Source organism: Ruegeria sp. BHSA191 (genome assembly GCF_059613325.1).
Window position 1 is genome coordinate 151,658 of sequence record NZ_JBXWSH010000003.1, and the last position, 23,697, is coordinate 175,354.

Genomic DNA, 23,697 nt, shown 5'->3' on the forward strand with positions numbered 1-23,697 from the left:
GCGCGCAACATACGACATGACGCGCCATTGTCACGTTTCAAATGCCCAGGTTGCCATGCCCACTCATTCGGAAACTCGCCACCTCCCATACAGCGCGCAGCAGGTGTATGATCTGGTCGCGGATGTGGCGAAATACCCCGAGTTTCTGCCTTGGTGTGCAGCCGCGCGGATCCGGAGGACCTATGCGGCGGGCGAGGCGCAGGTGATGGAGGCCGATCTGGTGATCTCGTTCAAGGTGTTCCGCGAACGGTTCGGCAGCCGGGTGACGCTATACCCCGACCAAAGGAAAATCGACACCGAATACCTGGACGGCCCGTTCAAATACATGAAATCCGACTGGCATTTCGAGGACGCTCCCAAGGGCGGCTGCAACGTGTCCTTTCACGTGGATTTCGAGTTCAAGAACGCCGTGTTGCAAGGCATCATCGGCGTGGTCTTCAACGAGGCAATGCACCGGATCGTGCGTGCCTTCGAACAACGCGCGGCCAGCCTCTACGGCTGAGGGTTTACCCGGCGCGGGCGTACGTTAGACTGCGCCGCATGACTGATTTCACAAGCGCTCTTTCCGAATTCGCCGCGGGTCCCGTGTCCACGACTGCGCAGGCTCGGATCGTCACGTCTTTGTCCGCGCTCGATTGGTTGGCGGTCGGGCGCGCAGGCGTCAACGAATCGGTCTCGCGCATCCTGCGAGGGATGGTGCTGGACGAAGGCGGGTCCGGACAGGCCACCCTGTTCGGCGGCGGGGCCGCGCCGGTGCGCGCGGCGGCTTTGGTCAATGGCACGGTTTCGCACGCGCTGGACTATGACGACACGCATTTCGCCCACATCGGCCACCCCTCGGTGGCGGTGTTTCCCGCCGCACTGGCCGTGGCCGAATGGCAGGACCAACCCATCGTCGATCTGCTGGAATCGGCCTTGGTGGGGATGGAGCTGTCCATCCGTGTCGGCCTTTGGCTGGGGCGCGGGCATTATCAGGTCGGGTTCCACCAGACCGCGACGGCGGGGGTGTTCGGAGCGGCCGTGGCAGCTGCCCGCCTGCTGGGATGCGATCCGGCGGCCATGCGCCGGATTCTGGGGCTGACCGCGACCCGGGCGGCGGGCCTCAAGGCGCAGTTTGGCACCATGGGCAAGCCTTACAATGCGGGGCAGGCGGCTTCGGTCGGGGTCGAGGCCGCGCTGCTGGTGCAGCGGGGGTTCGTTCCCAATCCCGACGCCCTGACCGGCCCGTTCGGGTTTGGCGCGACCCATCACGGTGCCGATGACACCGCTGCAGCTCTGTCGGGACTTGGGGATGAGTGGCTGATCGAAAGTGTCAGCCACAAGTTCCACGCCTGCTGCCACGGGCTGCACGCCGCGCTCGAGGCGGCGCGCGATCTAGACATCGCCGAACCCGAGGTGGCCGAGATCAAGATCTGCACCCATCCCCGTTGGATGAGCGTCTGCAATCAGACCGCGCCGACGACCGGGCTGGGCGCCAAATTCTCCTATCGGACGGTGATCGCGATGCAGGCGCTGGGATACGATACGGCCCTGCCTGAAAGTTACACGGAAAAAGTCTGCGCCGATCCGCGCCTGCAATCCCTGCGCGACCGGATCACGGTCGAAGCGGATGAAACGCTGTCCGAGACCGAGGCCCGCTTGGCGCTGTTGCGGCGGGACGGGGTGCGGCGCGAGGCGACCCACGATCTGGCTGCGCCGATGGCCTTGTCCGACCGCGAGGATCGCGTGCGCGGCAAAGCCGCCAAACTGATCGGCGCGGGCGAAGCGGATGCGATCTGGTCGCTGCTGCGCACCGGAGGGCGCGCAGCGGATCTGGCAAAGCGACTGGTCGTTTAGACCACGCGCCAGTGCAGCGGGAAGCCGGGGTCGAACACGGTGACCGGGCCATCGCGCGTTTCGATCTTGTTGGGGTAGGTGACCGGTTCGCCCTTCTGCAGGGTGATGGTCTGATCGTTGACGGGCAGCCGGTAGAACCTGGGCCCGTTGACCGAGGTAAACCCTTCCAGCTTGTCCAGAGCACCCGCGCGGTCAAAGACCTCGGCCACCAGCGACATGGTGTTCGTGGCGGTGAAACATCCCGCGCAGCCGCAGGACGTCTCTTTGTTGGCGTCCGTATGCGGGGCGCTGTCAGTCCCCAGAAAGAACCGTTCGTCGCCCGAGGTCGCGGCATCGACCAGCGCTTTGCGGTGCTCTTCGCGCTTGGCGACGGGCAGGCAGTAGTAGTGCGGCTTGATCCCGCCCACAAGAATGTGGTTGCGGTTGATGATCAGGTGATGCGCGGTGATCGTTGCGCCAAGGTCGGTTTCGTTCGCGCGCACATACTCCACTCCGTCGCGGGTGGTGATATGCTCCATCACCACGCGCAGGCCCGGCGTGGCCTTGCGGATCGGGTCCAGAACGCGGTCGATGAACACCGCCTCGCGGTCGAAGATGTCGATCTCGGCATCGGTGACCTCGCCATGCACGCAGAGCGGCAGGCCGATCTCGGCCATCCGTTCCAGCACGGGGCGCACCTTGTCGAAATCCCGCACGCCCGAGGCCGAGTTGGTCGTGGCCCCTGCCGGGTACAGCTTGACCGCCTTGACCAGACCGCTTGCATGGGCCGCGGCCATGTCGTCGGGGTCGGTATCCTCGGTCAGGTACAGGGTCATCAACGGCTCAAAGCTCATGCCTTCGGGCAGGGCAGCCAGGATACGGTCGCGATACGACGCGGCCTGAGCGCCGGTCACCACAGGGGGCACAAGATTGGGCATGATGATGGCCCGCGCGAAATGGCGGGCGGTTTCGGGCAGGACGGCCTGCAGCATGGCGCCATCGCGCAGATGCAGGTGCCAGTCATCGGGGCGGCGGAGCGTCAGAGTATCGGTCATGGCGCCGGGCTAGCACAGGTAGGCCGCACGGGAAAGTGACAACAAACCTTGCCAGACGACCAGATTGCCGCAAGTCCCGGAAAGATCACGGTCTTGACGCGCAGCGGCAGCCATGACCTGTTGTGCCAAGGGAGATAGAGACACATGAGCCAGCCAGATACCATCGACGCCGTTCAGAAGATGCTGGGCGAACAGGGCTATGTCTGTGGCCGCGCCCTGGCCACCGTGGTGTTCCTGTCGCTGAAACTGGGCCGGCCGCTGTTTCTTGAGGGCGAGGCTGGTGTCGGCAAGACCGAAATCGCCAAGGCCCTCGCCTCTGGACTTGGCCGCCGCCTGATCCGGCTGCAATGCTATGAAGGGCTGGATGCGTCATCGGCCGTCTATGAATGGAACTTTCCCGCGCAGATGGTGGCCATCCGCACCGCCGAGGCGGTCGGAGGGTCCGACCGGAAGGGTCTGCAGGAGGAACTTTTCAGCGGCGACTATCTGATCCGCCGACCGCTGCTCGAGGCGATGGAGCCCGATCCGGCTGGCCCGCCGGTGCTGCTGATCGACGAGCTGGATCGCACGGACGAACCGTTCGAGGCCTTTCTGCTGGAGGCGCTGAGCGATTTCCAGGTGACCATCCCAGAGATCGGCACGATCAAGGCGCCCGAACCGCCCATCGTCATCGTCACCTCGAACCGCACGCGCGAGGTGCATGATGCGCTCAAGCGCCGCTGCCTGTATCACTGGGTCGATTACCCCGATTTCGACCGCGAATTGGAGATCCTGCACGCCCGCGCGCCCGAGGCCGCCGAGGCGCTGAGCCGCGAAGTGGTGGCCTTTGTGCAGCAGCTGCGCACCGAGGACTTGTTCAAGAAACCTGGTGTGGCCGAGACCATCGACTGGGCGAAATGCCTGCTGGCGCTGGACGTGATCAACCTCAGCCCCGAGGTGATCGGCGACACGCTGGGCGCGATCCTGAAATACCAGGACGACATCCAGAAATTGCAGGGCTCCGAGGCCAAGCGGATTCTGGATCAGGCCAAATCCACGCTCGAACCGGTCTGATGTCGTCGTTGCGCCAAAACACTCCGGGGGCCTAGCGATGGCCGAACAGCTTCCACTGGATATTCCGGCCGATCCGAAACTGGCGCAGAACATCACCCATTTCGCGCGCGCTTTGCGCAAGGCCGGGCTGCCGATCGGCCCCGGCCGCGTCGTTGACGCCATCCGCGCGGTGCAGGCGGCGGGCTTCACCCGCAAGCAGGATTTCTACTGGACCCTGCACGCCTGTTTCGTGAACCGACCCGAGCATCGCACGGTATTCGCCCAGATCTTCCGCCTGTACTGGCGCGACCCGCGATACCTGGAGCACATGATGTCGATGATGCTGCCGGCCATTCGTGGCGTTCAGGAGGAACGCATGGCCGAGGCCGGCGAAAAACGCGCGGCCGAGGCCCTGCTGGACGGTGTCGAACGGGACGATTCCAAGGACGTCGAGCAAGAAGGCGAAAGCGAAATCGAGATTGACGCCACTCAGACCGCCTCGTCCGAGGAACGGCTGCGGTCGCTGGATTTCGAACAGATGAGCACCGCGGAAACCGCGCAGGCCAAGCGCATTCTGGCACGGTTGCAATTGCCTGTGGACCCGATCGCCTCGCGCCGTGGTCAAGCCAGCCATCTGGGTCGGCGGATCGACCGGGCGCGCACCTTGCGCGCGGCCATGCGCCAGGGCGGCGAACTGCGAGAGATCGCGCTGGTCCAACCGAAACCGCGCTGGCCCAACCTGATCGCGCTGTGTGACATCTCGGGGTCGATGAGCCAGTACAGCCGGATCATCCTGCACTTCCTGCACACGGTCTCGAACGCCAAGGGGGCCGGCTGGGCCAAGGTGCATGCGTTCACCTTCGGCACGCGGCTGACGAACATCACACGGCACCTGCATCAGCGCGACGTCGATGCGGCGCTGGCCGCCGCCGGGGCCGAGGCGCAGGATTGGGAGGGCGGCACGCGCATCGGCGAATGCCTGCACCAGTTCAACCGAGACTGGTCGCGCCGAGTTATGGGGCAGGGGGCCGTCGTGCTGCTCATCACAGACGGGCTGGAACGGGGTGACCCCGATCTGCTGGAAAAAGAGATCGAACGCCTGCACCTGTCGGCCCGTCGACTGATCTGGCTTAACCCGCTGCTGCGCTGGGACGGGTTCGCGCCCAAGGCGCAGGGCGTCGCCGCCATGCTGCCGCATGTGGACAGCTTCCGCGCCGGTCACTCTATTGCATCGCTCGAGGATCTGGCCGCCGTGATCTCAAGACCCGACGACCAGGGAGAAAAAGCGCGCCTGATGGCGGCTTTGTCATAGTAGTTACTGCATCAGTTTCTCATTGCATTCGCGTGCCATTTCCATGGCCTTGTAGGTGCCGGTCAGATCGACGGTGAAGCCAAAAGACTTCTCGGGGAAGACGATCATCACCTTCTGGCGCGCCAGATCATCGGCGAATTGCGGATCGTCCGACAGGACATAGCCGCCCGAATAGCCCTTGGTGATGTTGCCCTTCATGCCGGTTGCCTCGCCGACATAGAGGTTGTCGCCCAAAAGGATCGCTACCCCTTCCTTCTCGCCACGCTTTATGTCGGTTTCGGCCTTGGTAAAAACCCCGACATATCCCACGCCGCGATCTTCGGTCAGGCCCATCTGAACCACGTTTTCCACGTCGTCCACGGCCTCGATCAGGCAGGATTTCTTGTCGTTGTCGATGAAGACCTTCCAGCCCTCGACCTCTCCGTATTTTTCGAATGTGTCTGCCCAGGCGGGGGCTGCCGCGACAAGCGCCGCCAAGAAAGATGCGGAAATGTGTTTCAACATGTTCGTCTCCAAATCTCGAAAATCAGGGATACCGCAGACCGGCGCCGCGAGCGTAGAGCGGCGGCTCGCGTTAATCAACCGGAGGCTCCCGGGCCATTTGATCCAAATCATGCAGGAAACGGAATGCTTAAAATATAAGGGAAATGGAATGTGAGAATCTTCAGGAGGAAATGCCATGCCAATGACTTGGAAAGCGGGTGGAGTTCTGCTCGGCCTTGTGTTCTTTTTGGCGATCTTGCTGGTCAAGCCGATCGGCGTGTCCACGCAGTTCGTCATTCTGGACGGCATCATCGCCGATGCCGTCAACCCGGATTTCGTGACCGCAACCGATGAGGGCTATACCTCGACCAACGCCTATCTGGCGAAATCCGGGGGCAAATACGCGAAATCGGTTGCGAACCCGCTGAACTATTCCTTTGTCTTCGTCCTTGCGATGATGTTAGGCGGGTTCCTGTCGGCTAGGGCCCGGGGCGGTATCGAGGGCCAGGACCGCAAGGTTCCCGCATTGTGGCGGGCGAATTACGGCGACGACCCGTTGAAACGCTATCTGGTCGCCTTTCTGGGAGGTTTCATCGTTTTGTACGGGGCACGGCTGGCCGGGGGCTGCACGTCCGGGCACATGATGTCGGGCATGATGCAGACGGCCGTCAGCGGGTACATTTTCGCCGCCGGAGCTTTTGCCGCCGCGATCACCGTTTCGATCCTGATGTTCAAGAAGGAGGCCTGAGCCATGATGTCGATCATACTTGCAATTGTCATCGGGGTCGCATTTGGCGCGGTCCTTGATCGGGTCGGCGCGTCGAACCCTTCGACCATCAACAAGATGCTGAACCTGACGGATCTGCGGTTGGCCAAGGCGATCATGCTGGCCATCGGACTTGGTTCGGTTCTGATGTTCGGCGGTCAGATGATCGGGCTGGTCGATGTGGGCCACATGTCGATCAAGGCGGCCTATGCCGGCGTCTTCCTGGGCGGGCTGCTGCTGGGGGCCGGCTGGGCGATGGCCGGCTTTTGCCCCGGAACGGGCTTGGTGGCCGCGGCCTCGGGGCGCAAGGACGCGCTGTTCTTCGTGGCGGGCGGATTGCTGGGCGCTGCGGCCTACATGATGACCTATCCGATGTGGAAGGCCAGCGGCCTGCTCGACCCGATCTGGGGCGGAAAGGTAACACTCGGTATCGTACCGGGGTCGGGCTATGATGCTGTAACAGGCCTGCCTGGCGACATTCTGGGCATTGTTCTGGGCCTGGCGTTCATCGCCATTGCCTTTGCGCTGCCCGAACGGCTGTTGGGCCAACCCTCAGAGCAAGCGCATCCGGCCGAGTGACGGCCCGCTGCGCATATCCTTGAAAGCCCGGCGCGCGGTGACGTGCCGGGTTGCTTTTCATCCCGCAAAACCTGCTTATGTTGAAGCGGATCAGGCGGGAGGCTCCGATGGACAGATTTGACAACAGCCCGGAAACGGCTCTGGCGTGGTTCCGCAAAGGGCGTGGAGCCGCGTTGGCCACCGTCGTCGAAACCTGGGGCAGCGCGCCCCGGCGGGTGGGTGCCCAGCTGGTCATCGGCGGCGACGGCCGGATCGAAGGCTCGGTCTCGGGCGGATGTGTCGAAGGCGCGGTGATCGTCGAGGCGCTCGAGGCCATGCAGGAGGGCGAGGCGCGCCTGTTGGAATTCGGTGTCAGCGACGAGGATGCCTTTGCCGTCGGGCTGGCCTGCGGAGGCACGATCCGGGTTCTGGTCGAGCCGGTGGGCTCGGTCCTGCCAGAACCGATGCTGGCCGAACTGGTGGCGGCGCGGGCGCGGCGCGAGCCCATGGCCTATGAGGTCAATGTCGAGACCGGCCACCGCGCGCTGCGGCGCAACGCCTATGCGGACCGGCTGCGCATGGATCGCTCGGGGTTCGAAGAAGATGGTCAGACCTTCGTGGCCGTGCACAACCCGCCCTTGCGGCTGATCGTGGTGGGCGCGGTCCATATCGCGCAGGCACTGGTGCCGATGGTGCGGATCGCGGGTTATGACCCGATCATCATCGACCCGCGCGAGGCGTTTGCGTCCAAATCCCGTTTTCCCGGTGAAAAGCTGCTGACCGACTGGCCGGACGAGGCCGTGGCCAGCATCGGTCTGGATGCGCGCACGGCGATGGTTCTGCTGACCCACGACCCCAAGCTGGATGATCCGGCTCTGCAGGCTGCGCTGAACTCGGACGTGTTCTATATCGGCGCGCTGGGGTCGTCGCGCACCCATGCCAAACGGGTGCAGCGGATGACCGAAGCGGGATTCTCGGCAACGCAGTTGCAGCGCATTCATGGGCCGATCGGTCTGGATATCGGTGCTGCAGGACCGGCTGAGATTGCTGTTGCGATCATCGCGCAGATGACGGCCGTGCTGCGGGGCAAGGCATGAAATTCGGCCCTTTACCGGTTGCGGACGCGAAGGGTGCGATCCTTGCGCATTCGGTCATGGCTGGCACGAAAAAGCTGCGCAAGGGAATGATGCTAGGCGACGCGCATGTTGCCTTGTTGACCGAGGCGGGCGTGTCCGAGGTGGTCGTAGCGCGGCTGGAACCCGGCGACTGTCACGAGGACGAGGCCGCGCGCCAATTGGCCGCGGCGCTGACCCCGGATCCGAAGGGTGCCAACTTGCGCGTGACCGATCCGTTTACGGGCCGCGTCAACCTGATTGCGGATCAAGCTGGGGTTGCCGTTCTGGACGTTGAGGCTCTGCTTGCGTTCAATCAGGTCAACCCGATGATCACGGTGGCCACCGTTCCTCAGCATCAGCAGATGGGTGCGGGCGGCATGGTCGCCACGATCAAGGTCATTTCCTACGCGGTGCCGCTGGCGGACGTTCAGCGTGCGGCGAAGCTGGCCAAGGGAGCCATTCGCCTTGCCACGCCGAAGTTTGGCAGCGCCGGGCTGGTGGTGACCGACATCCCCGGCGGGCCGCCCAACGACAAGGGTATCGCCGCGATGCGCGGCCGGGTCGAGGCCCTGGGTCTGAGCCTGGACGACGTGCAGATCGTTCCGCACGCGATCGACGCTCTGGCGCAGGCATTGTCCCGGATGAACACCGATATCGTGATGATCCTGACCGGCTCGGCCACATCCGATGTCGAGGACGTCGCGCCGCAGGCTGTTCGGCGCGCGGGCGGACAGGTGGAGCGCTTCGGCATGCCGGTTGATCCGGGCAACCTGTTGTTTCTCGGGGCTTTGGGCAAGCGGCCGGTCATCGGTTTGCCGGGATGCGCACGCTCGCCCGCGTTGAACGGGGCCGACTGGGTGCTCTCGCGGGTGGCCTGCGGGATCCCGACGACGGGTGCCGATATCGCGGCGATGGGCGTCGGCGGTCTGCTCAAGGAAATCCCGACCCGTCCGCAACCCCGCGCGAAACGCAAAGTGACGTAACGGCAGTTTCGCTCCGCTGGCGACCTGCAATACATGTTGGCAATTGCCCCCCAACGGACGGGTTCGAAACGGCCAAGATTTTTGTTCTCAAACGACTTTTCCCGTGTTTAACTCGGGCCAAGGATAAATACGAAAATGGGAGGAACTTATGACACAGGTCTCAATGACCGTGAACGGAAAGACCGTGAGCGGTGATGTCGAGGGCCGGACGCTGCTGTCCAGCTTTCTGCGCGATCACCTGTCGCTGACCGGTACCCATGTGGGCTGTGACACGGCCCAATGCGGCGCCTGCGTGGTTCATGTGAACGGCGCGGCGGTGAAGTCCTGCAACATGCTGGCGCTCGAGGCGGACGGGGCCGAGGTCGGCACCATCGAGGGGCAGGCCAACCCGGACGGATCGCTGAACGTGATCCAGCAGGCGTTTCAGGATCATCACGGCCTGCAATGCGGTTTCTGCACGCCCGGCATGGTAATGTCGGCCGCGGCCCTGCTGAAGGAAAACCCACGCCCGACCGAGGCCGAAATCCGCAAATACCTGGAAGGCAACCTGTGCCGCTGCACCGGGTACCACAACATCGTCAAGGCGATCATGGCCGCGTCCGGCCAGGACGTCAGCCACATCGCTGCCGAGTGATGCCGCTGCGGGCGCAGGAGGAGGCGCCCGTGGGATGACAGGGATGCGCACAAGCATCCGTTTATGGGAGGAGAACAAGCTATGCCCAAAGACAGTGGCATCGGAGCCAGTTCCAAGCGCCGCGAGGACGTGCGCTTTTTGACCGGAGCGGGCAATTACACCGACGACATCAACATCCGCGGTCAGGCCTATGTGTATTTTCTGCGATCTGACATCGCACATGGCCGGATCAAAAGCATCGACACGTCCGCCGCCGAGGCCATGCCCGGCGTGGTTCGGGTGTTTACCGGCAAAGATTTCGAAGGCGTGGGCGGCATGCCCTGCGGCTGGGAGGTGACCGACAAGCATGGCGCGCCCATGCAGGAACCGCCGCACCCGATCCTGGCGCAAGGCAAGGTGCGCCATGTGGGCGACCCGATCGCGGCCGTCGTGGCCGACAGCCTGGAACAGGCCCGTGACGCGGCCGAAGCAATCGACGTGGATATCGAGGAATTGCCCGCCGTTCTGGACATGAAAGCCGCCGCTGAAGAGGGCGCGCCGCTGGTCCATGACGATCTGAAAAACAATATCTGTTATGACTGGCAGTTGGGCGAGGCCGACGATGACAAGGTGAACGAGGTGTTCGCCAATGCGGCGCATGTCACCACCTTGGAACTGGTGAACAACCGTCTGGTCGCCAACCCGATGGAGCCGCGCGTGGCCGTGGCGGAATACAGCCGGGGCACGGATGAATACACGCTCTATACCACCTCGCAGAACCCGCATGTGATCCGGTTGCTGATGTGTGCCTTCGTGCTGGGCCTGCCCGAGCACAAGGTCCGCGTCGTGGCGCCGGACGTGGGTGGCGGTTTCGGCACCAAGATCTTCCACTACGCAGAAGAGGCGTTCTGCACCTTCGCGGCCAAGGCGTGCAACCGCCCGGTCAAGTGGACGGCCAGCCGGTCCGAGGCGTTCATGTCGGATGCGCAGGGCCGCGACCATGTCAGCAAGATCGAGCTGGCGCTGGATGCCGACAACAATTTCGTCGGGCTGCGGACCCATACCTATGCCAATCTGGGGGCGTATCTGTCGACGTTTTCCAGTTCGGTGCCGACCTGGCTGCACGGGACGCTGATGGCGGGCAACTACAAGACGCCGGTCATTCAGGTGAACGTGCGGGCGATGTTCACCAACACCGTGCCGGTGGATGCCTATCGCGGCGCAGGCCGCCCCGAGGCGACCTATCAGCTGGAGCGCGTGATCGACAAGGCTGCGCGCGAGTTGGGCGTTGATCCGGTGGCGCTGCGCCGGCAGAACTTCATCACGCAGTTCCCCTATGACACGCCGGTGGCGCTGACCTATGATACCGGCGACTACAACGGCACCATGGACAAGCTGGAGCAAGCCGCCGATTTCGCGGGCTTCCCGGCGCGACGCGCCGAAAGCGAGGCGCGGGGCAAGCTGCGCGGCCTGGGCGTGAACTGCTATATCGAGGCCTGCGGCATCGCGCCCTCGAACATCGTGGGGATGCTGGGGGCGCGTGCGGGCCTGTATGACGCGGCAACCGTGCGGGTGAACGCCACCGGCTCGATCAGCGTCATGGTCGGGGCCCACAGCCACGGGCAGGGGCACGAGACGGCCTTTCCGCAGGTCGTGGCCGACATGATCGGCATCGACGAGTCGATGGTCGAGATCGTGCACGGCGATACCTCGAAGATCCCGTTCGGTATGGGCACCTATGGCTCGCGCTCGCTGGCGGTTTGTGGATCGGCCATGGTCAAGGCGACCGAGAAGGTGATCGAAAAGGCCAAGAAGATCGCGGCGCATCTGCTGGAAGCCTCCGAGGCCGATATCGAGCTGAAAGACGGTCAGTTCACCGTGGCCGGCACCGATAAGTCGGTGGCCTGGGGCGATGTGACCCTGACGGCCTATGTTCCGCACAACTTTCCGCTGGAGGTCGAGCCGGGGCTGGAGGAGACCGCGTTCTATGATCCGGCCAACTTTACCTTCCCGGCCGGCGCCTATGCCTGCGAGGTCGAGGTTGACCCCGAGACCGGGCAGGTGACCATCGAACGGTTCACCGCAGCAGATGATTTCGGCAACATCATCAACCCGATGATCGTTGATGGCCAGGTGCATGGCGGTATCGGACAGGGGATCGGTCAGGCCTTGCTCGAGAACTGCGTCTATGACGAGAACGGTCAGCTGCTGAGCGCGTCCTTCATGGACTATGCCATGCCGCGGGCCGACGACGTGCCGTTCTATACCGTGGATCATTCGAGCCAGACGCCGTGCACGCACAACCCGTTGGGTGTGAAGGGCTGCGGCGAGGCCGGGGCGATTGGATCGCCGCCTGCGGTGGTCAATGCCGTGATCGATGCGCTGAACTCGGGTGGCAAGGCGGTGGACCACATCGACATGCCGGTCAGCCCGTCGCGTGTTTGGGCGGCGATGAACAGCTGAGTGGAGAGGTTGGTGTGCGAGGGGGCAGCCCCTCGCGCTCCCCGGGATATTTACAGCCAGATGAAGGGCGGTTCCTCGCCTTTCGGAAAGGAAGAGCGAAATGTACAATTTCGAGTTCAAGAGTCCCTCGACCATTGCCGACGCGGTTGCGGCATTGGCAGGGGAGGATGCACAGGCGTTGGGGGGCGGGCAGACCCTGATCCCGACGATGAAACAGCGCCTTGCTGCGCCCACGACACTGGTGAGCCTGGGCGGCATTCCCGAATTGAAGGGGGTGTGTGTCGAGGATGACGGATCGATTGCCATCGGTGCAGCGACGACCCATGCGACCGTGGCGCGAGAGGTTGCCGACAAGTATCCGGCGCTGGCCGATCTTGCCGGACATATCGGAGACCCGGCCGTGCGCAATCGGGGAACGATCGGCGGTTCGCTGGCCAACAACGACCCCGCGGCCTGTTACCCGGCGGCGGTGTTGGGATCGGGTGCCGTGGTCGTGACCAATTCCCGTCAGATCGCTGCCGATGACTTCTTTCAGGGCATGTTCACCACTGCACTGGACGAGGGGGAGATCATCACCTCGGTTCGGTTCCCGGTGCCGCAGGTTGCGAGCTATCAAAAATTCCTGCAGCCGGCCTCGCGCTTTGCATTGGTTGGCGTGTTCCTCGCGCGCTTTGCCGATGGGGTGAGGGTGGCCGTAACCGGGGCCAGCGAGGATGGTGTGTTCCGCTGGACCGAGGCCGAGCAGGCGCTGAACAAGGAGTTCCGGCCCGATGCCCTGATGGACCTGCGAGTCAACCCGATGAACATGATCGGAGATCTGCACGGCAGCAAGGAGTACCGCGCCCACCTGGTGGGGGTGATGACACGACGGGCCGTGCAGGCCTGCATCTGACATCACGACTGCGAAAAGCCCCGGCGAGGGGCTTTTTATTTGGAGCGCAGGCGCGGCAGTTTGGCGGGTTGCCAATATGCGCCTGCGTCTTCGCGGGCTTGCTGGTATCGGCGGACCCGTTCTGCGGCGGCGTCACCGCTCTGCGCGAAAAGGTGACCCAGCAGAACTTCGATTGCGGCCATGGACCCGGAAAAGCTTGAAAACAGATGTCTCGACCGTGTGCTGACCGTCAGGGTCACGTCCGCGTCAATGCCCGGCGCGATCACGTCGCTGTCGGCCAGCAGGATCAGCCGAAGCCCCCGGCTACGGGCAAATCGCATGGCTTGGATCGTATCGGCGGAATAGGGGTGCACCGTCATGGCAAACAGGCAGTCACCATGATCGGCCTCGAGAAGATCGTCGATGGCTGATCCCATGTGGCGCGGGATAAGGTGCAGGCCGGGATGCGCCATTCGGCCCGCATAGTGGAAATAATAGGCCAGCGCGTAGCTGGCGCGCGTGGCGGTCACGAAGCACCTGCGCGCCGAAGTCATGAGTGTCACCGCGCGCTCCACCTTGGCCGGATCCAGCAGGCGCAAAGAGCGCGCCACCACGTTTAACTCGTTCCGGGCGAATCCCGCCTGGGCGGCGCCGAACTCTCCGCCTTCGGCCATGCGCGACAGCCAGCCTTGATTAAGCCGGTCTTCCCGGTCGGTTGTCAGGTCGTGGCGGAACGGTCTTCGAAAGTCCTCGAAACGCTCATAGCCCATGTACCGTGCAAGACGGATGACCGCGTTCGTGCTGACGCCGATCTTGTCTGCCGTGGTGCGGATCGAATCCAACGCGAAATCGGCTGGGTGGTCGATGACATACTTAGCGGCGGCCTGAAGCTGGGCCGGCATACGGTCGATCTCGTGGCGCAGCTGGTCGATCAGTTGAGGGGTCGAGTTTTGCATGAGAGAAGAAAAACATATGTTATGAAAATTTCAATCACAAAACAGCGGGCTGAGGTATACATCTCGGGCAGAATGAACGGATGAAACCATGAGCGAAACTCAACGGCCAAAGACGCTTCCCTATGTGCTGGTCGCTCCGAATGGGGCGCGCCGTCAGTATTTGGACCACCCGGCGATCCCATTGACGATCGGCGAGATCGTGGCGGCGGCACGGGCCTGCCATGCGGCCGGTGCCGATGGTCTGCACCTGCATGTGCGTGAAGGTGACGGGACGCACTCGCTGGATGCGGGGAAATACCGCGAGACACTGGCCGAGTTGCGCCGCACCGTTCCCGCGCTGGACATCCAGATCACCACCGAGGCGGCAGGCATTTTTGATGTTGCAGCGCAGTACGACTGCCTGCGTCTGGTTCAGCCCACATGGGCGTCGATCGCGGTGCGAGAGATGGCCCGCGCGCCCCAGCTGGCAGAGCGAGTTTATGCGCTGTGCGCCGAACAGGGCACGCGGGTTCAGCATATCCTGTATGATGCGGCCGATGCGGAGCTGTTGCGGGACTGGCAGGCGCGCGGTGTCGTGCGGGCCGGGCAGGAAGAACGCCTGCTTGTTTTAGGGCGCTATGCGACGGGCCAGGAATCCCTGCCCGCCGATTTGGACGCCTTTCCCGAAACCCACGCGCCATGGATGGTGTGTGCGTTCGGCCGGCGCGAACATGACTGTTTGCTTGCGGCTGCGTGTCGTGGCGCTGATGTGCGGGTTGGGTTCGAGAACAGCCTGACGGACGCCGATGGAAATATCTGGCCGGACAACGCAGCCTCGGTCGCGGCGCTTGTGGCCCGTTTGAAAGGACTTTGACATGAGCCATGTTTTTCCCCGCCACACCAAGGCCCAGTTGCCAACAGCCGCCAAGGGCGACGGGTGTTATCTGATCGATACTCTGGGCAAACGGTACCTGGATTGCGGCGACGCGGCGGTATCGTGCCTGGGGCATTCCGACCCTGAGGTGATCCGCGCGGTGCAGGAACAGGTTGAAAAGGTCGCTTTTGCCCATACCGGGTTCATGACGTCGGAACCGGCCGAGGCGCTGGCGGATCTGCTGATCGCACAGGCGCCGGGCGAGCTGGAGCGGGTCTATTTCGTCTCGGGCGGGTCCGAGGCGACCGAAGCGGCGATCAAGCTGGCGCGTCAGTATTTCCTGGAAGTCGGGCAGCCCGAGCGCTCGCGGGTCATCGCGCGCCGCCAGAGCTATCACGGCAACACGCTGGGGGCGCTGTCGGCCGGTGGCAATGCGTGGCGCCGGGCGCAGTTCGCGCCGATGTTGATCGATATGAGCCATATCGCGCCCTGCTATGAATATGCCGAGAAGCGGGACGGCGAGACCAGCTTTGACTATGGCCAGCGCGTCGCGGATGAGCTTGAGGCCGAAATCCTGCGGCTGGGGCCGGAAACCGTGATGGCCTTCATCGCCGAGCCGGTGGTCGGGGCCACGCTGGGGGCGGTGCCGGCTGTCGAGGGCTATTTCAAGCGGATCCGCGAAATCTGTGACCGCTACGGCGTTCTGTTGATCTTGGACGAGGTCATGTGCGGCATGGGCCGCACCGGCCACCTGTTTGCGTGCGACCACGATGGGGTCGCGCCGGATATCCTGTGCATCGCCAAAGGGTTGGGGGCCGGGTACCAGCCCATCGGTGCGACCCTGTGTACTGGGGCAATCTACGAGGCGATCCGCGACGGGTCGGGGTTCTTCCAGCACGGGCATACCTATGTCGGTCATCCGGTCGCGACCGCGGCGGCGCTGGCCGTGGTGCAGAAGCTGACCGATCGCCGCCTGCCCGAGCGGGCGCGGGCGATGGGAGATGCGCTGCACGAAAGGCTGCAGGCCGCTTTCGGCCAGCACCCCAATGTCGGCGACCTGCGTGGGCGCGGCCTGTTCCGCGGGATCGAGCTGGTGGCCGATCGTGACACGCGCGCGCCGTTCGATCCGGGCCTGGGCGTGGCAGCGAAGATCAAGAAGGCAGCGTTTGACGAAGGGCTGATCTGCTATCCCATGTCCGGCACCCGCGATGGCCGGAACGGCGACCATATCCTGCTGGCGCCGCCATTCATCATCGAAGAAGTGCAGCTGGACGAACTGGTCGAAAAGCTGGGCCGCGCGATGTCGCGGGTGATCTGAGCCGGCCAACGAAAAAGGCTCCCTCGATCCGAGGGAGCCTTGATGCCCTGAACAGGTGCTGGGTTACTTCTGTGGCAGCGGCCCGATCATCATGATCATCTGGCGGCCTTCCATCTTCGGCATGTTCTCGATCTTGCCGATTTCCTTGACGTCCTCGGCCACGCGCTCAAGCAGTTCGCGCCCCAGATTCTGGTGCGCCATCTCGCGGCCGCGGAAGCGCAGGGTCACCTTGACCTTGTCGCCCTTCTCAAGAAACTTGACCACGTTCCGCATCTTCACGTCATAGTCATGCGTGTCGGTGTTGGGCCGGAACTTGACCTCTTTCACCTCGATGATTTTCTGTTTCTTGCGGGCTTCGGCTTCGCGCTTCTGCGTTTCGTACTTGTACTTGCCGAAGTCCATGATCTTGCAGACCGGCGGATTCGCGTTTGGCGAAATCTCGACCAGGTCCAGGCCGGCGTCGGCGGCGAGTTGCATGGCTTTGGCGGGATGAACCACCCCGATATTTTCACCATCGGCGCCGATCAGGCGGATTTCGGGGGCACGGATCTTGTCATTGACGCGCGGGCCGGTGTCGCGTTGCGGCGGCGCGTTGTGAGGTCTGCGAGCTATGGGTTCATTCCTTTGATAATTGCAGAATTTCGAGCCGGGAATTTAAACTGAGACCCCGCGTCTTTCAAGCGGGATAAAGCAGGCGGCGCGCGAAATTCTTTGCCCCGACCGCGCCCGGGGCGGCGGCCGGCGCCTGGGGCACCGGCCATTTCCTACTTCAGCCGACAAAGGCCTTTTCGATCACGAACTCTTTCGGGTCGGAATTGGCGCCTTCGCGCAGGCCGAACTCTTCGAGAATGGCCTTGATGTCATGGTTGAAGGCCAGGCTGCCGCAGACCATGGCGCGGTCTGTCTCGGGTTTGATGCCAGCCTCGATGCCCAGATCCTTGAACACGGTGCCGTCCTTCAGCAGGTCGGTGATCCGGCCCATCTTGGGGCTCTGTTCGCGGGTGGTCGTCGGGTAATAGCGGATCTTGTCGGCAAAGCCTTCGCCGATCAGCTCGGCCAGCAACTCGTCCTGCTTGATCTTCTCGATCAGTTGGCGGCCGTATTCCAGATCGGCCACCTCGCGGCAGGTGTGGGTGATGATGACCTCGTCGTAGTCCTCGTAGGTCTGCGGCTCGCGCAGCAGCGATGCAAAGGGCGCAAACCCGGTGCCGGTTGCAAAGAACCAGATCCGTTTGCCCGGCAGCAGCGCGTCATGCACCAGCGTCCCCACCGGCTTGGGGCGCAGGATGATCTGGTCGCCCGGCTTGATGTGCTGCAGTTTCGAGGTCAGCGGCCCGTCCGGCACCTTGATCGAGTAGAATTCCAGCTCGTCATCCCAGGCTGGCGAAGCGATGGAATAGGCGCGCAGCAGCGGTTTGCCGTTGTCGCCCAGAAGGCCGATCATCACGAACTCGCCCGAGCGGAACCGCAGCGATTGCGGGCGCGTCACCTTGAACGAGAACAGACTGTCGGTCCAATGCTTCACTTCGGTGACGGTCTGAGCGTCAGGCAGGGTAGGGGCCTTCACGGCGGTTGCTTCGGTCACGGATTTCATCTCGGTCATCGTTTCACCTGCCGGTCTGCTAAACCGGCATCTCCGTTTAATCTTTGATCCATGTCAGGAAAAGGGGGCAGATTGCCCCGTTTGTCGCGTCAGCCGCGCAGGCGGGCCTGATAGTCGTGGCCCTGCCAGTTGGCGCGGGCCAGCCATTGGTCCTCGGGCTGGCGGGCGGCAAGCTCGGCGTCGATCTCGACCTCGTCGAAGCCGCTGCGCCGTGCCATTGCGTATTGGTCGGCCAGAACGTGCCCCTTGGCGCGCAGGCGGCCGGTATAGCCCTTTAGGCGCAGGACGCGCGCGATGGTGAAACCGCGCCCGTCGGCGAAAGAGGGGAAATCCACCCGCACCATCTGTGCATTGCCCAGCCGCTCGAACAGCGCGTCGGGGTCGGTGTCCGACGTCACGTCCAACGCGATCACGTCGTTTGCGGCATCGTCCAGCGAGACGAAGCCGTCGGTCCAGTCATCGGGGGCAAAGCCCCCATCGGTCACGATAACAGTCATGTTTTCTCTCCGCTGCGCACCATCTTGCCGTTCACGAAATGGATGCCGCATTCTTCCTTGTTCTGATCGCGCCAGCGCCCGGCGCGGGGGTCTTCGCCTTCCTTCACCGGCGAGGTGCAGGGCGCACAGCCGATCGAAGGGTATCCCTTGGCCACCAGCGGGTGCCGCGGCAGCCGGTTTTCTTCCATATAGGCGCGCACGTCCTCGGGCGCCCAGTGGGCCAGCGGGTTGACCTTGATCCGGCCGGTGCCGTCCTCGACCTCAAAGAATTCGAGTGCGGCGCGGGTGCCCGACTGGAACCGCTTGCGCCCGGTGATCCAGCCGTCATAACCCGCCAGCGCCCGCTGCAGCGGGATCGTCTTGCGTAGGGTGCAGCAGGCATCCGGGTCCTTCAGCCGTAGCGCGCCATAGGGGTCGTCCCGCTGCAGGTCATCTTCGTCGGCGCGGATGACCCGCACGTTCTTCAGCCCAAGGCGCTCGCTCACCTCCTGCTGATAGATCAGCGTCTCGGCGAACAGCATCTGGGTGTCCACGAACAGCACCGGGGTGTTCTTGTCGATCACCGCAGCCATGTGCAGCAACACCACAGACTCGGCACCAAAGCTGGAAACCAGAGCGGTCTTGCCGGCATTTTCCAGCGCCCCATGCATCACGTCATGGGCGCTGTGATGCCGGTAGCGGGCGTTGAGCGCCTCGACCTTCTCGGTCAGCGCCTGGCGCTCCTTGCCCAGCTCGGTCTGGATTTCGTCAAGCGGCATTGGCCCGGGCCTCGGGGTAGAGGGCCGCCTTGAACGGGGCCATTCCAATCCGGCGATAGGTCTCCAGAAAGGTCTCCTCGGGGCTTTCGCGCTGGTCCAGATAGGTCTCGATGATCCGCTCGATGGCCGGAACGATCTCGTCATAGGCAAAGCCCGGACCGGTGCGGTCGCCGATGGCGGCCGTTTCGGTGGCGTCTCCGCCCAGCGTGATCTGGTAGTTCTCCACTCCGGCGCGATCCAGGCCCAGGATGCCGATATGGCCCACATGGTGGTGCCCGCAGGCGTTGATGCAGCCCGAAATCTTGATCTTCAGGTGGCCGATGTCGTGCTCCAGCTTCAGCTCGTCGAACCGGGTCGCGATCTGCTGCGCGACAGGGATCGAGCGGGCCGTCGCCAGCGCGCAATAGTCCATGCCGGGGCAGGCGATGATGTCGCTGATCAGGCCGATATTCGCGGTGGCCAGACCGTGCTCTTTCAGCTTGGCGTGGATCGCGGGCAGGTCCGATTTGTGGACATGCGGCAGGATCACGTTCTGCTCGTGGCTGATGCGCAGCTCGTCATAGGCGTATTGCTCGGCCAGATCGGCCATCACGCGCATCTGCTCGGCGGTCGCATCACCCGGCGTTGCCCCGTGCTTCTTGAGCGAGATCGTGACGATCGCGTGATCCGCCTGCTTGTGCGGTGCAATGTTGGTGTCGATCCACGACCGGAACACCGGGTCGTTCGAATAGGCGCTCTCGAACGCTGCGACCGAGCCTTCGCGGAAGGCGGGCGGCGCGAAATGCGCCTTGATCTGATCCAGCAGCGCCATGTCGGCGCCCTTAAACCGTGGGCGCACCTGCAGGAAGCGCTCGTTCACCTTGGCCCGGATGGCGTCGATGCCGTGTTCATGCACGGTGATCTTGATGCGGGCCTTGTACTTGTTGTCGCGCCGGCCGATCTGGTTCCAGACGGAAACGGTGGCCTCCAAGTATGCCAGAAGGTCGTCGAAGGCGACGAAATCAGACAACTCCTTGCCGATCATCGGCGTGCGGCCCAAGCCGCCACCCACCAAAACGCGGGCACCCAGAACACCGTCGCGCTCGACAAGTTGGAGGCCGATGTCATGGGCCTTGATCACGGCACGGTCGTGCTCGGACCCGGTGATGGCGATCTTGAACTTGCGCGGCATGAACTGGAATTCCGGGTGGTCTGTGGACCACTGGCGCAGCAGCTCGGCATAGGGGCGCGGGTCGGCGATCTCATCCGCGGCCGCTCCGGCGAAATGGTCGGCGGTCACGTTGCGGATGGTGTTGCCGCTGGTCTGGATCGCGTGCAGGCCGACCTCGGCCAGCGCGTCCAGCATGTCGGGCACGTCACGCAGCTTGGGCCAGTTGTACTGGATGTTCTGGCGCGTGGTGAAATGGCCGTAACCCTTGTCCCACTTCTCGGCCAGCAGGGCCAGTTGCCGCATCTGGGCGCTGTTGAGCGTGCCATAGGGGATCGCCACCCGCAGCATGTAGGCGTGTAGTTGCAGATACAGGCCGTTCATCAGGCGCAGGGGCTTGAACTCGTCCTCGGTCAGCGAACCGTCGATGCGGCGCTCGACCTGGGCGCGGAACTGCTTGTTGCGTTCGGTCAGAAAGGCTTTGTCAAACTCGGAGTAGCGATACATGGTCTGGCTGTCCTTTTTGCAGCCCCGGAGCCCGGGGCCTTTTTACGGGGAGAGAGGGGCCTAAGGTCAGGCCCGGGGCTGCGGGGAAGTTTCCTGTTTGCCGTGGGCATAGTTGGACGGGCCAGTCCGACGGAAGTCTTCCCGGAAATGGGTGGGTTCGGGGCCGTTTTCCCCGGCGACGGCATCGGCCAGATAGGCGCCGACGATCTTGTCCACCTGCCGCTGCGCGTCCAGCAGGCGCAGCTGCGCGTGCGCTTCGTCGGTGATCAACTCGGCCTCGCGCAGATCGCGCGACCAGCGGTCATCGGCGGTCAGATAGATCACGTCGCCTTCCAGCAGATCGTTGGCGGTAACGACTTTCGGTGTAAAAGCGCGGGCCATCAGGCGTGCTCCTTCTTCAATTCGGTTGCGGTCCGGACCGCGGCGCGCGGGGCAAGGCCGTAGAACATCAGCGCAGGGCCGGTCATGTCGGCTTGCGACAGGTCGGACGCCAACCGGTCTAGGGTGGTTTCCAAAATCCGCTGGTCGGGGCGCGAGGCGTTTTCGATCAGGGTAACGGGCGTGGCCCGGTCGGCGCCGTGCATGAGCAGGCGACCCTGGATGAAACGGGCGGATTTCTTGCCCATGTAGATCGCGGCCACCGACCCCGGACGCGCCAGCCCGGCCCAGTCGTGATCGGCAAAGCCTTGCATGTCGTGCCCGGTCAGGAACCGGACCGACGAATTGCGGCCTCGGCGCGTCAGGCTTTGCCCGATGCTGGCGGCCGCGGCCGAGGCGGCGGTGATTCCGGGAATGATGGCCCAGGAAATGCCCGCCGCATCCAGCGCTTCGATTTCTTCGTCTAGGCGGCCAAAGACGGTGGCGTCTCCGGATTTCAGGCGCACCACGCGCTGCCCTTCCAAGGCTAACCGTACCAGCAGTGCGTCGATGTCCTCTTGCCGCCACGAGGGGCCGAAACCGGCCTTGCCCACGTCGATTAGCCGGGCCGACCGGCCGGCGATCTGCAGGATGGCGTCGCTGATCAACCGGTCGTGCAGCACCACGTCGGCCCTGTCGAACGCGGTCAGAGCCTTGACCGTCAGCAGGTCCGGATCACCGGGACCCGCGCCGACGAAATCGACATGGTAGGTCTTTTGGGCTGTGTGCGTTTGTTGCATCTGGGCGGTCCGCCGGTTGTTTGACTTGATCTGCAATATAGGAAATATTCCCCATTATGCGCCAGATTGCGCGACAAATAAGAACGAAAGTTCCAATGGATCCACCATTCAGGACGTGAGTTTCTAAACGAAAGGAAAATTGGAATGTCGGTGCGCATTGACGACATGGATCGGAAAATTCTGGCCGAGCTGCAGCGCGACGCCAGCCAGTCGCTGGACGAAATCGCGGCCCGCGTCGGCAGTTCGAAGACGCCGGTCTGGAATCGCATCCGCAAGATGAAGGGAGCCGGGATCATCGGGCAGCAGACCGTTCTGCTGGATGCCGAGGCGCTGGGGTTCGAGGCCACGTTCTTCGTACTGATCCGTACCTCGGAACACGAGGCCGACTGGCAGCGTAAGTTCCTCAAGGCCCTGCGTGATCGTCCCGAAGTGCAGGAGGCGCACCGGCTGGCGGGCGATATCGATTACATCCTCAAGGTGCGCGTCAGGAACGCGCGGGCTTATGATGCCTTCTATCAGGCGCTGATTTCCGAGGTGCGGGTCTACAACGTGACCGCCCTGCTGTCGATGGAAGAGATCAAGTCGACCACCATGCTGCCCCTTAACGCGCTGGCCGAGGCCTGATCAGACCCGCACCATCAGCCGTCGCAACCCGTGGAAGTGGTAGCTGTTGGAGTAGACCGGCGGCTCGGCAATGTGCAGGCCTGGGCAGCGGTCGAACAGGATGGGCAGGGCGATGCGCATTTCCAGCCGCGCCAGCGGCGCGCCGACGCAGAAATGCAGGCCGCCGCCAAAGCTGGTGTTGGTCTGGATCTCGCGCGTCGGGTCGAACCGGTCGGGGTCGGCCCATACCGAAGGGTCGCGATTGGCCGCCCCCAGCAGCAGCGCCACCTGGTCGCCGCGGGCAAAGCTGTGACCGAATACCTCGGCCTCCTCGTAGGCGTACCGGGTGAACATGTGCAGTGGTGGGTCATAGCGCAGGATCTCCTCGACCGTGGCGTCGATGCGGTCGGCTGTCAGCGCCTCGGCCCCGGTTCCCGTCTCTAGCAGGGTTTTCACGCCGTTGCCGAGGGAATGCACCGTCGCCTCGTGACCGGCATTCAGCAGCAGGATGCAGGTGGCGATCAGTTCATCGCGCGAAAGTTTCTCGCCGTCCTCCTCGGCGGCGATCAGCCGGGTGATCAGGTCGTCGCGCGGGTCCGAGCGGCGTTGATCGACGTAGTCGTTCAGAAACGCGGTGAACGCGGCGGATGCACGGGCGGCATCGTCCTCGGTCTGGCGCGTGCGGCTGGCCTGATACATGGCCACCATCGCGTGCGACCAGTCCAGCAGTTGCGGCGCCATGGATTCGGGCACACCCAGCAGGCGGCAGATCGTGATTACCGGAACCTGGGTGCAATAGGCATCCAGCAGGTCGAAGCGCTCGTCCGGGAAGGCGTCGATCAGGTCATGGCACAAGCGTTCGATATCGGGCGCCAGCGCGGTGATCGCCCGCGAGGTGAAGGCGCGCAGCACCAGTGACCGCAAGCGGGTATGGCGGGGCGGTTCGGTCTCAAGCAGCGAATGCGCCTCGACAGTAAGCCAGGGCGCCAGGTGGTCTGGGCCCGCGGTCGCCTGCTCGGGCGGCACCTCGCGCCCGAACCGCCGGTCGCGCAGCAGGGCCTGCACGGCGGCAAGAGACACTGCGGCGGGCATGTCATATTCGGGCCAGTACACCAGATCGCTATGCTGTCGCGCGGTGTGATAGAACGCATAGGGGTTCTGCACGAAGGTTTGGTCGGTGGGGGCTTGCGACAGAATGATCATGGCCGACAGACTTGCCATGAGCCTTCGTG

24 protein-coding genes and 1 pseudogene are annotated in these 23,697 nt (G+C 63.7%); 14 read left to right on the forward strand and 11 right to left on the reverse strand.

The features are described from left to right. The first annotated feature begins 55 nt into the window (after positions 1-55). Both AC2FNS_RS04435 and AC2FNS_RS04440 read left to right on the forward strand, forming a co-directional pair. Positions 56-502: a type II toxin-antitoxin system RatA family toxin gene (locus AC2FNS_RS04435; protein ID WP_496713124.1), complete on the forward strand. Its 447-nt coding sequence runs from the start codon at positions 56-58 to the stop codon at positions 500-502. A 38-nt stretch (positions 503-540) separates the two neighbouring features. After that, positions 541-1,836, forward strand: a complete 1,296-nt coding sequence (locus AC2FNS_RS04440) for an MmgE/PrpD family protein (protein ID WP_496713126.1) — start codon at positions 541-543, stop codon at positions 1,834-1,836. Here the strand turns inward: AC2FNS_RS04440 and pyrC are convergent. Further along, a complete protein-coding gene (pyrC, locus tag AC2FNS_RS04445) occupies positions 1,833-2,870 on the reverse strand; it encodes a dihydroorotase (protein WP_496713128.1) in 1,038 nt (345 codons plus the stop codon). The genes AC2FNS_RS04440 and pyrC overlap by 4 nt on opposite strands. A gap of 144 nt (positions 2,871-3,014) precedes the next feature. Here pyrC and AC2FNS_RS04450 point away from each other — a divergent pair, with 144 nt between their 5' ends. Continuing rightward, positions 3,015-3,923 (forward strand): AAA family ATPase, encoded by a 909-nt coding sequence (locus AC2FNS_RS04450; protein ID WP_496680776.1) that lies wholly within the window; start codon positions 3,015-3,017, stop codon positions 3,921-3,923. A gap of 37 nt (positions 3,924-3,960) precedes the next feature. After that, positions 3,961-5,214, forward strand: a complete 1,254-nt coding sequence (locus AC2FNS_RS04455; RefSeq protein WP_496713130.1) for a vWA domain-containing protein — start codon at positions 3,961-3,963, stop codon at positions 5,212-5,214. Positions 5,215-5,217: 3 nt separating this feature from the next. Here the strand turns inward: AC2FNS_RS04455 and AC2FNS_RS04460 are convergent, their stop codons facing one another. After that, entirely contained in the window at positions 5,218-5,718 is a 501-nt protein-coding gene (locus AC2FNS_RS04460) for a hypothetical protein (protein ID WP_496679754.1), read from the reverse strand. A 175-nt stretch (positions 5,719-5,893) separates the two neighbouring features. Here AC2FNS_RS04460 and AC2FNS_RS04465 point away from each other — a divergent pair, with 175 nt between their 5' ends. The 7 genes from AC2FNS_RS04465 to AC2FNS_RS04495 all read left to right on the forward strand — a co-directional run bounded on the left by AC2FNS_RS04465 (position 5,894) and on the right by AC2FNS_RS04495 (position 13,087). Continuing rightward, positions 5,894-6,445: a YeeE/YedE thiosulfate transporter family protein gene (locus tag AC2FNS_RS04465; RefSeq protein WP_496679757.1), complete on the forward strand. Its 552-nt coding sequence runs from the start codon at positions 5,894-5,896 to the stop codon at positions 6,443-6,445. A gap of 3 nt (positions 6,446-6,448) precedes the next feature. Further along, positions 6,449-7,042 (forward strand): DUF6691 family protein, encoded by a 594-nt coding sequence (locus AC2FNS_RS04470; protein ID WP_496713132.1) that lies wholly within the window; start codon positions 6,449-6,451, stop codon positions 7,040-7,042. A 107-nt stretch (positions 7,043-7,149) separates the two neighbouring features. Further along, positions 7,150-8,118, forward strand: coding sequence for an XdhC family protein (locus tag AC2FNS_RS04475; protein ID WP_496679761.1), 969 nt, complete (start codon positions 7,150-7,152; stop codon positions 8,116-8,118). Next, positions 8,115-9,119: a molybdopterin-binding protein gene (locus tag AC2FNS_RS04480; RefSeq protein WP_496688238.1), complete on the forward strand. Its 1,005-nt coding sequence runs from the start codon at positions 8,115-8,117 to the stop codon at positions 9,117-9,119. Before AC2FNS_RS04475 ends, AC2FNS_RS04480 begins: the two co-directional genes overlap by 4 nt. A 148-nt stretch (positions 9,120-9,267) precedes the next feature. Then, entirely contained in the window at positions 9,268-9,753 is a 486-nt protein-coding gene (locus AC2FNS_RS04485) for a (2Fe-2S)-binding protein (protein WP_073279505.1), read from the forward strand. A gap of 81 nt (positions 9,754-9,834) precedes the next feature. Then, a complete protein-coding gene (locus AC2FNS_RS04490) occupies positions 9,835-12,195 on the forward strand; it encodes a xanthine dehydrogenase family protein molybdopterin-binding subunit (RefSeq protein WP_496713134.1) in 2,361 nt (786 codons plus the stop codon). Between the two features lie 100 nt (positions 12,196-12,295). After that, positions 12,296-13,087, forward strand: a complete 792-nt coding sequence (locus AC2FNS_RS04495) for an FAD binding domain-containing protein (RefSeq protein WP_496797423.1) — start codon at positions 12,296-12,298, stop codon at positions 13,085-13,087. A gap of 35 nt (positions 13,088-13,122) precedes the next feature. Here the strand turns inward: AC2FNS_RS04495 and AC2FNS_RS04500 are convergent, their stop codons facing one another. Continuing rightward, positions 13,123-14,022 carry a MurR/RpiR family transcriptional regulator gene (locus AC2FNS_RS04500; protein WP_496797422.1) on the reverse strand — a complete coding sequence of 300 codons (900 nt, stop codon included), beginning with the start codon at positions 14,020-14,022 and terminating at the stop codon, positions 13,123-13,125. Positions 14,023-14,110: 88 nt separating this feature from the next. On the opposite strand from AC2FNS_RS04500, the gene AC2FNS_RS04505 reads away from it, so the two are divergent. Then, positions 14,111-14,875 (forward strand): beta-keto acid cleavage family enzyme, encoded by a 765-nt coding sequence (locus AC2FNS_RS04505; protein WP_496797421.1) that lies wholly within the window; start codon positions 14,111-14,113, stop codon positions 14,873-14,875. Position 14,876: 1 nt separating this feature from the next. Then, positions 14,877-16,193, forward strand: coding sequence for an aspartate aminotransferase family protein (locus tag AC2FNS_RS04510; protein ID WP_496803781.1), 1,317 nt, complete (start codon positions 14,877-14,879; stop codon positions 16,191-16,193). 63 nt (positions 16,194-16,256) lie between these two features. Here the strand turns inward: AC2FNS_RS04510 and infC are convergent, their stop codons facing one another. From infC to cobA, 7 genes and pseudogenes are all read right to left on the reverse strand, one after another. Continuing rightward, complete coding sequence (infC, locus tag AC2FNS_RS04515) at positions 16,257-16,847, reverse strand: translation initiation factor IF-3 (RefSeq protein ID WP_490360621.1); 591 nt, start codon at positions 16,845-16,847, stop codon at positions 16,257-16,259. Between the two features lie 115 nt (positions 16,848-16,962). After that, entirely contained in the window at positions 16,963-17,796 is an 834-nt protein-coding gene (locus AC2FNS_RS04520) for a ferredoxin--NADP reductase (protein WP_496713142.1), read from the reverse strand. A gap of 89 nt (positions 17,797-17,885) precedes the next feature. After that, positions 17,886-18,293, reverse strand: a complete 408-nt coding sequence (locus tag AC2FNS_RS04525) for a DUF934 domain-containing protein (RefSeq protein ID WP_496679776.1) — start codon at positions 18,291-18,293, stop codon at positions 17,886-17,888. Continuing rightward, positions 18,290-19,051 carry a phosphoadenylyl-sulfate reductase gene (locus tag AC2FNS_RS04530; protein ID WP_496803782.1) on the reverse strand — a complete coding sequence of 254 codons (762 nt, stop codon included), beginning with the start codon at positions 19,049-19,051 and terminating at the stop codon, positions 18,290-18,292. The genes AC2FNS_RS04525 and AC2FNS_RS04530 overlap by 4 nt, the downstream gene beginning before the upstream one ends. Continuing rightward, complete coding sequence (locus AC2FNS_RS04535) at positions 19,041-20,705, reverse strand: nitrite/sulfite reductase (protein WP_496713144.1); 1,665 nt, start codon at positions 20,703-20,705, stop codon at positions 19,041-19,043. The genes AC2FNS_RS04530 and AC2FNS_RS04535 overlap by 11 nt, the downstream gene beginning before the upstream one ends. Positions 20,706-20,771: 66 nt before the next feature. After that, positions 20,772-21,086 carry a DUF2849 domain-containing protein gene (locus AC2FNS_RS04540; RefSeq protein WP_005983495.1) on the reverse strand — a complete coding sequence of 105 codons (315 nt, stop codon included), beginning with the start codon at positions 21,084-21,086 and terminating at the stop codon, positions 20,772-20,774. Beyond that, positions 21,086-21,844 (reverse strand): annotated as a pseudogene (gene cobA / locus AC2FNS_RS04545) (uroporphyrinogen-III C-methyltransferase); the annotation flags it as partial. The gene AC2FNS_RS04540 and the pseudogene cobA, both read right to left, overlap by 1 nt. Before the next feature lie 162 nt (positions 21,845-22,006). On the opposite strand from cobA, the gene AC2FNS_RS04550 reads away from it, so the two are divergent. Next, positions 22,007-22,486, forward strand: coding sequence for an Lrp/AsnC family transcriptional regulator (locus AC2FNS_RS04550; RefSeq protein ID WP_149775231.1), 480 nt, complete (start codon positions 22,007-22,009; stop codon positions 22,484-22,486). On the opposite strand, the gene AC2FNS_RS04555 is transcribed toward AC2FNS_RS04550, so the two are convergent. After that, positions 22,487-23,668, reverse strand: a complete 1,182-nt coding sequence (locus tag AC2FNS_RS04555; RefSeq protein ID WP_496713170.1) for a cytochrome P450 — start codon at positions 23,666-23,668, stop codon at positions 22,487-22,489. Positions 23,669-23,697 lie beyond the last annotated feature (29 nt).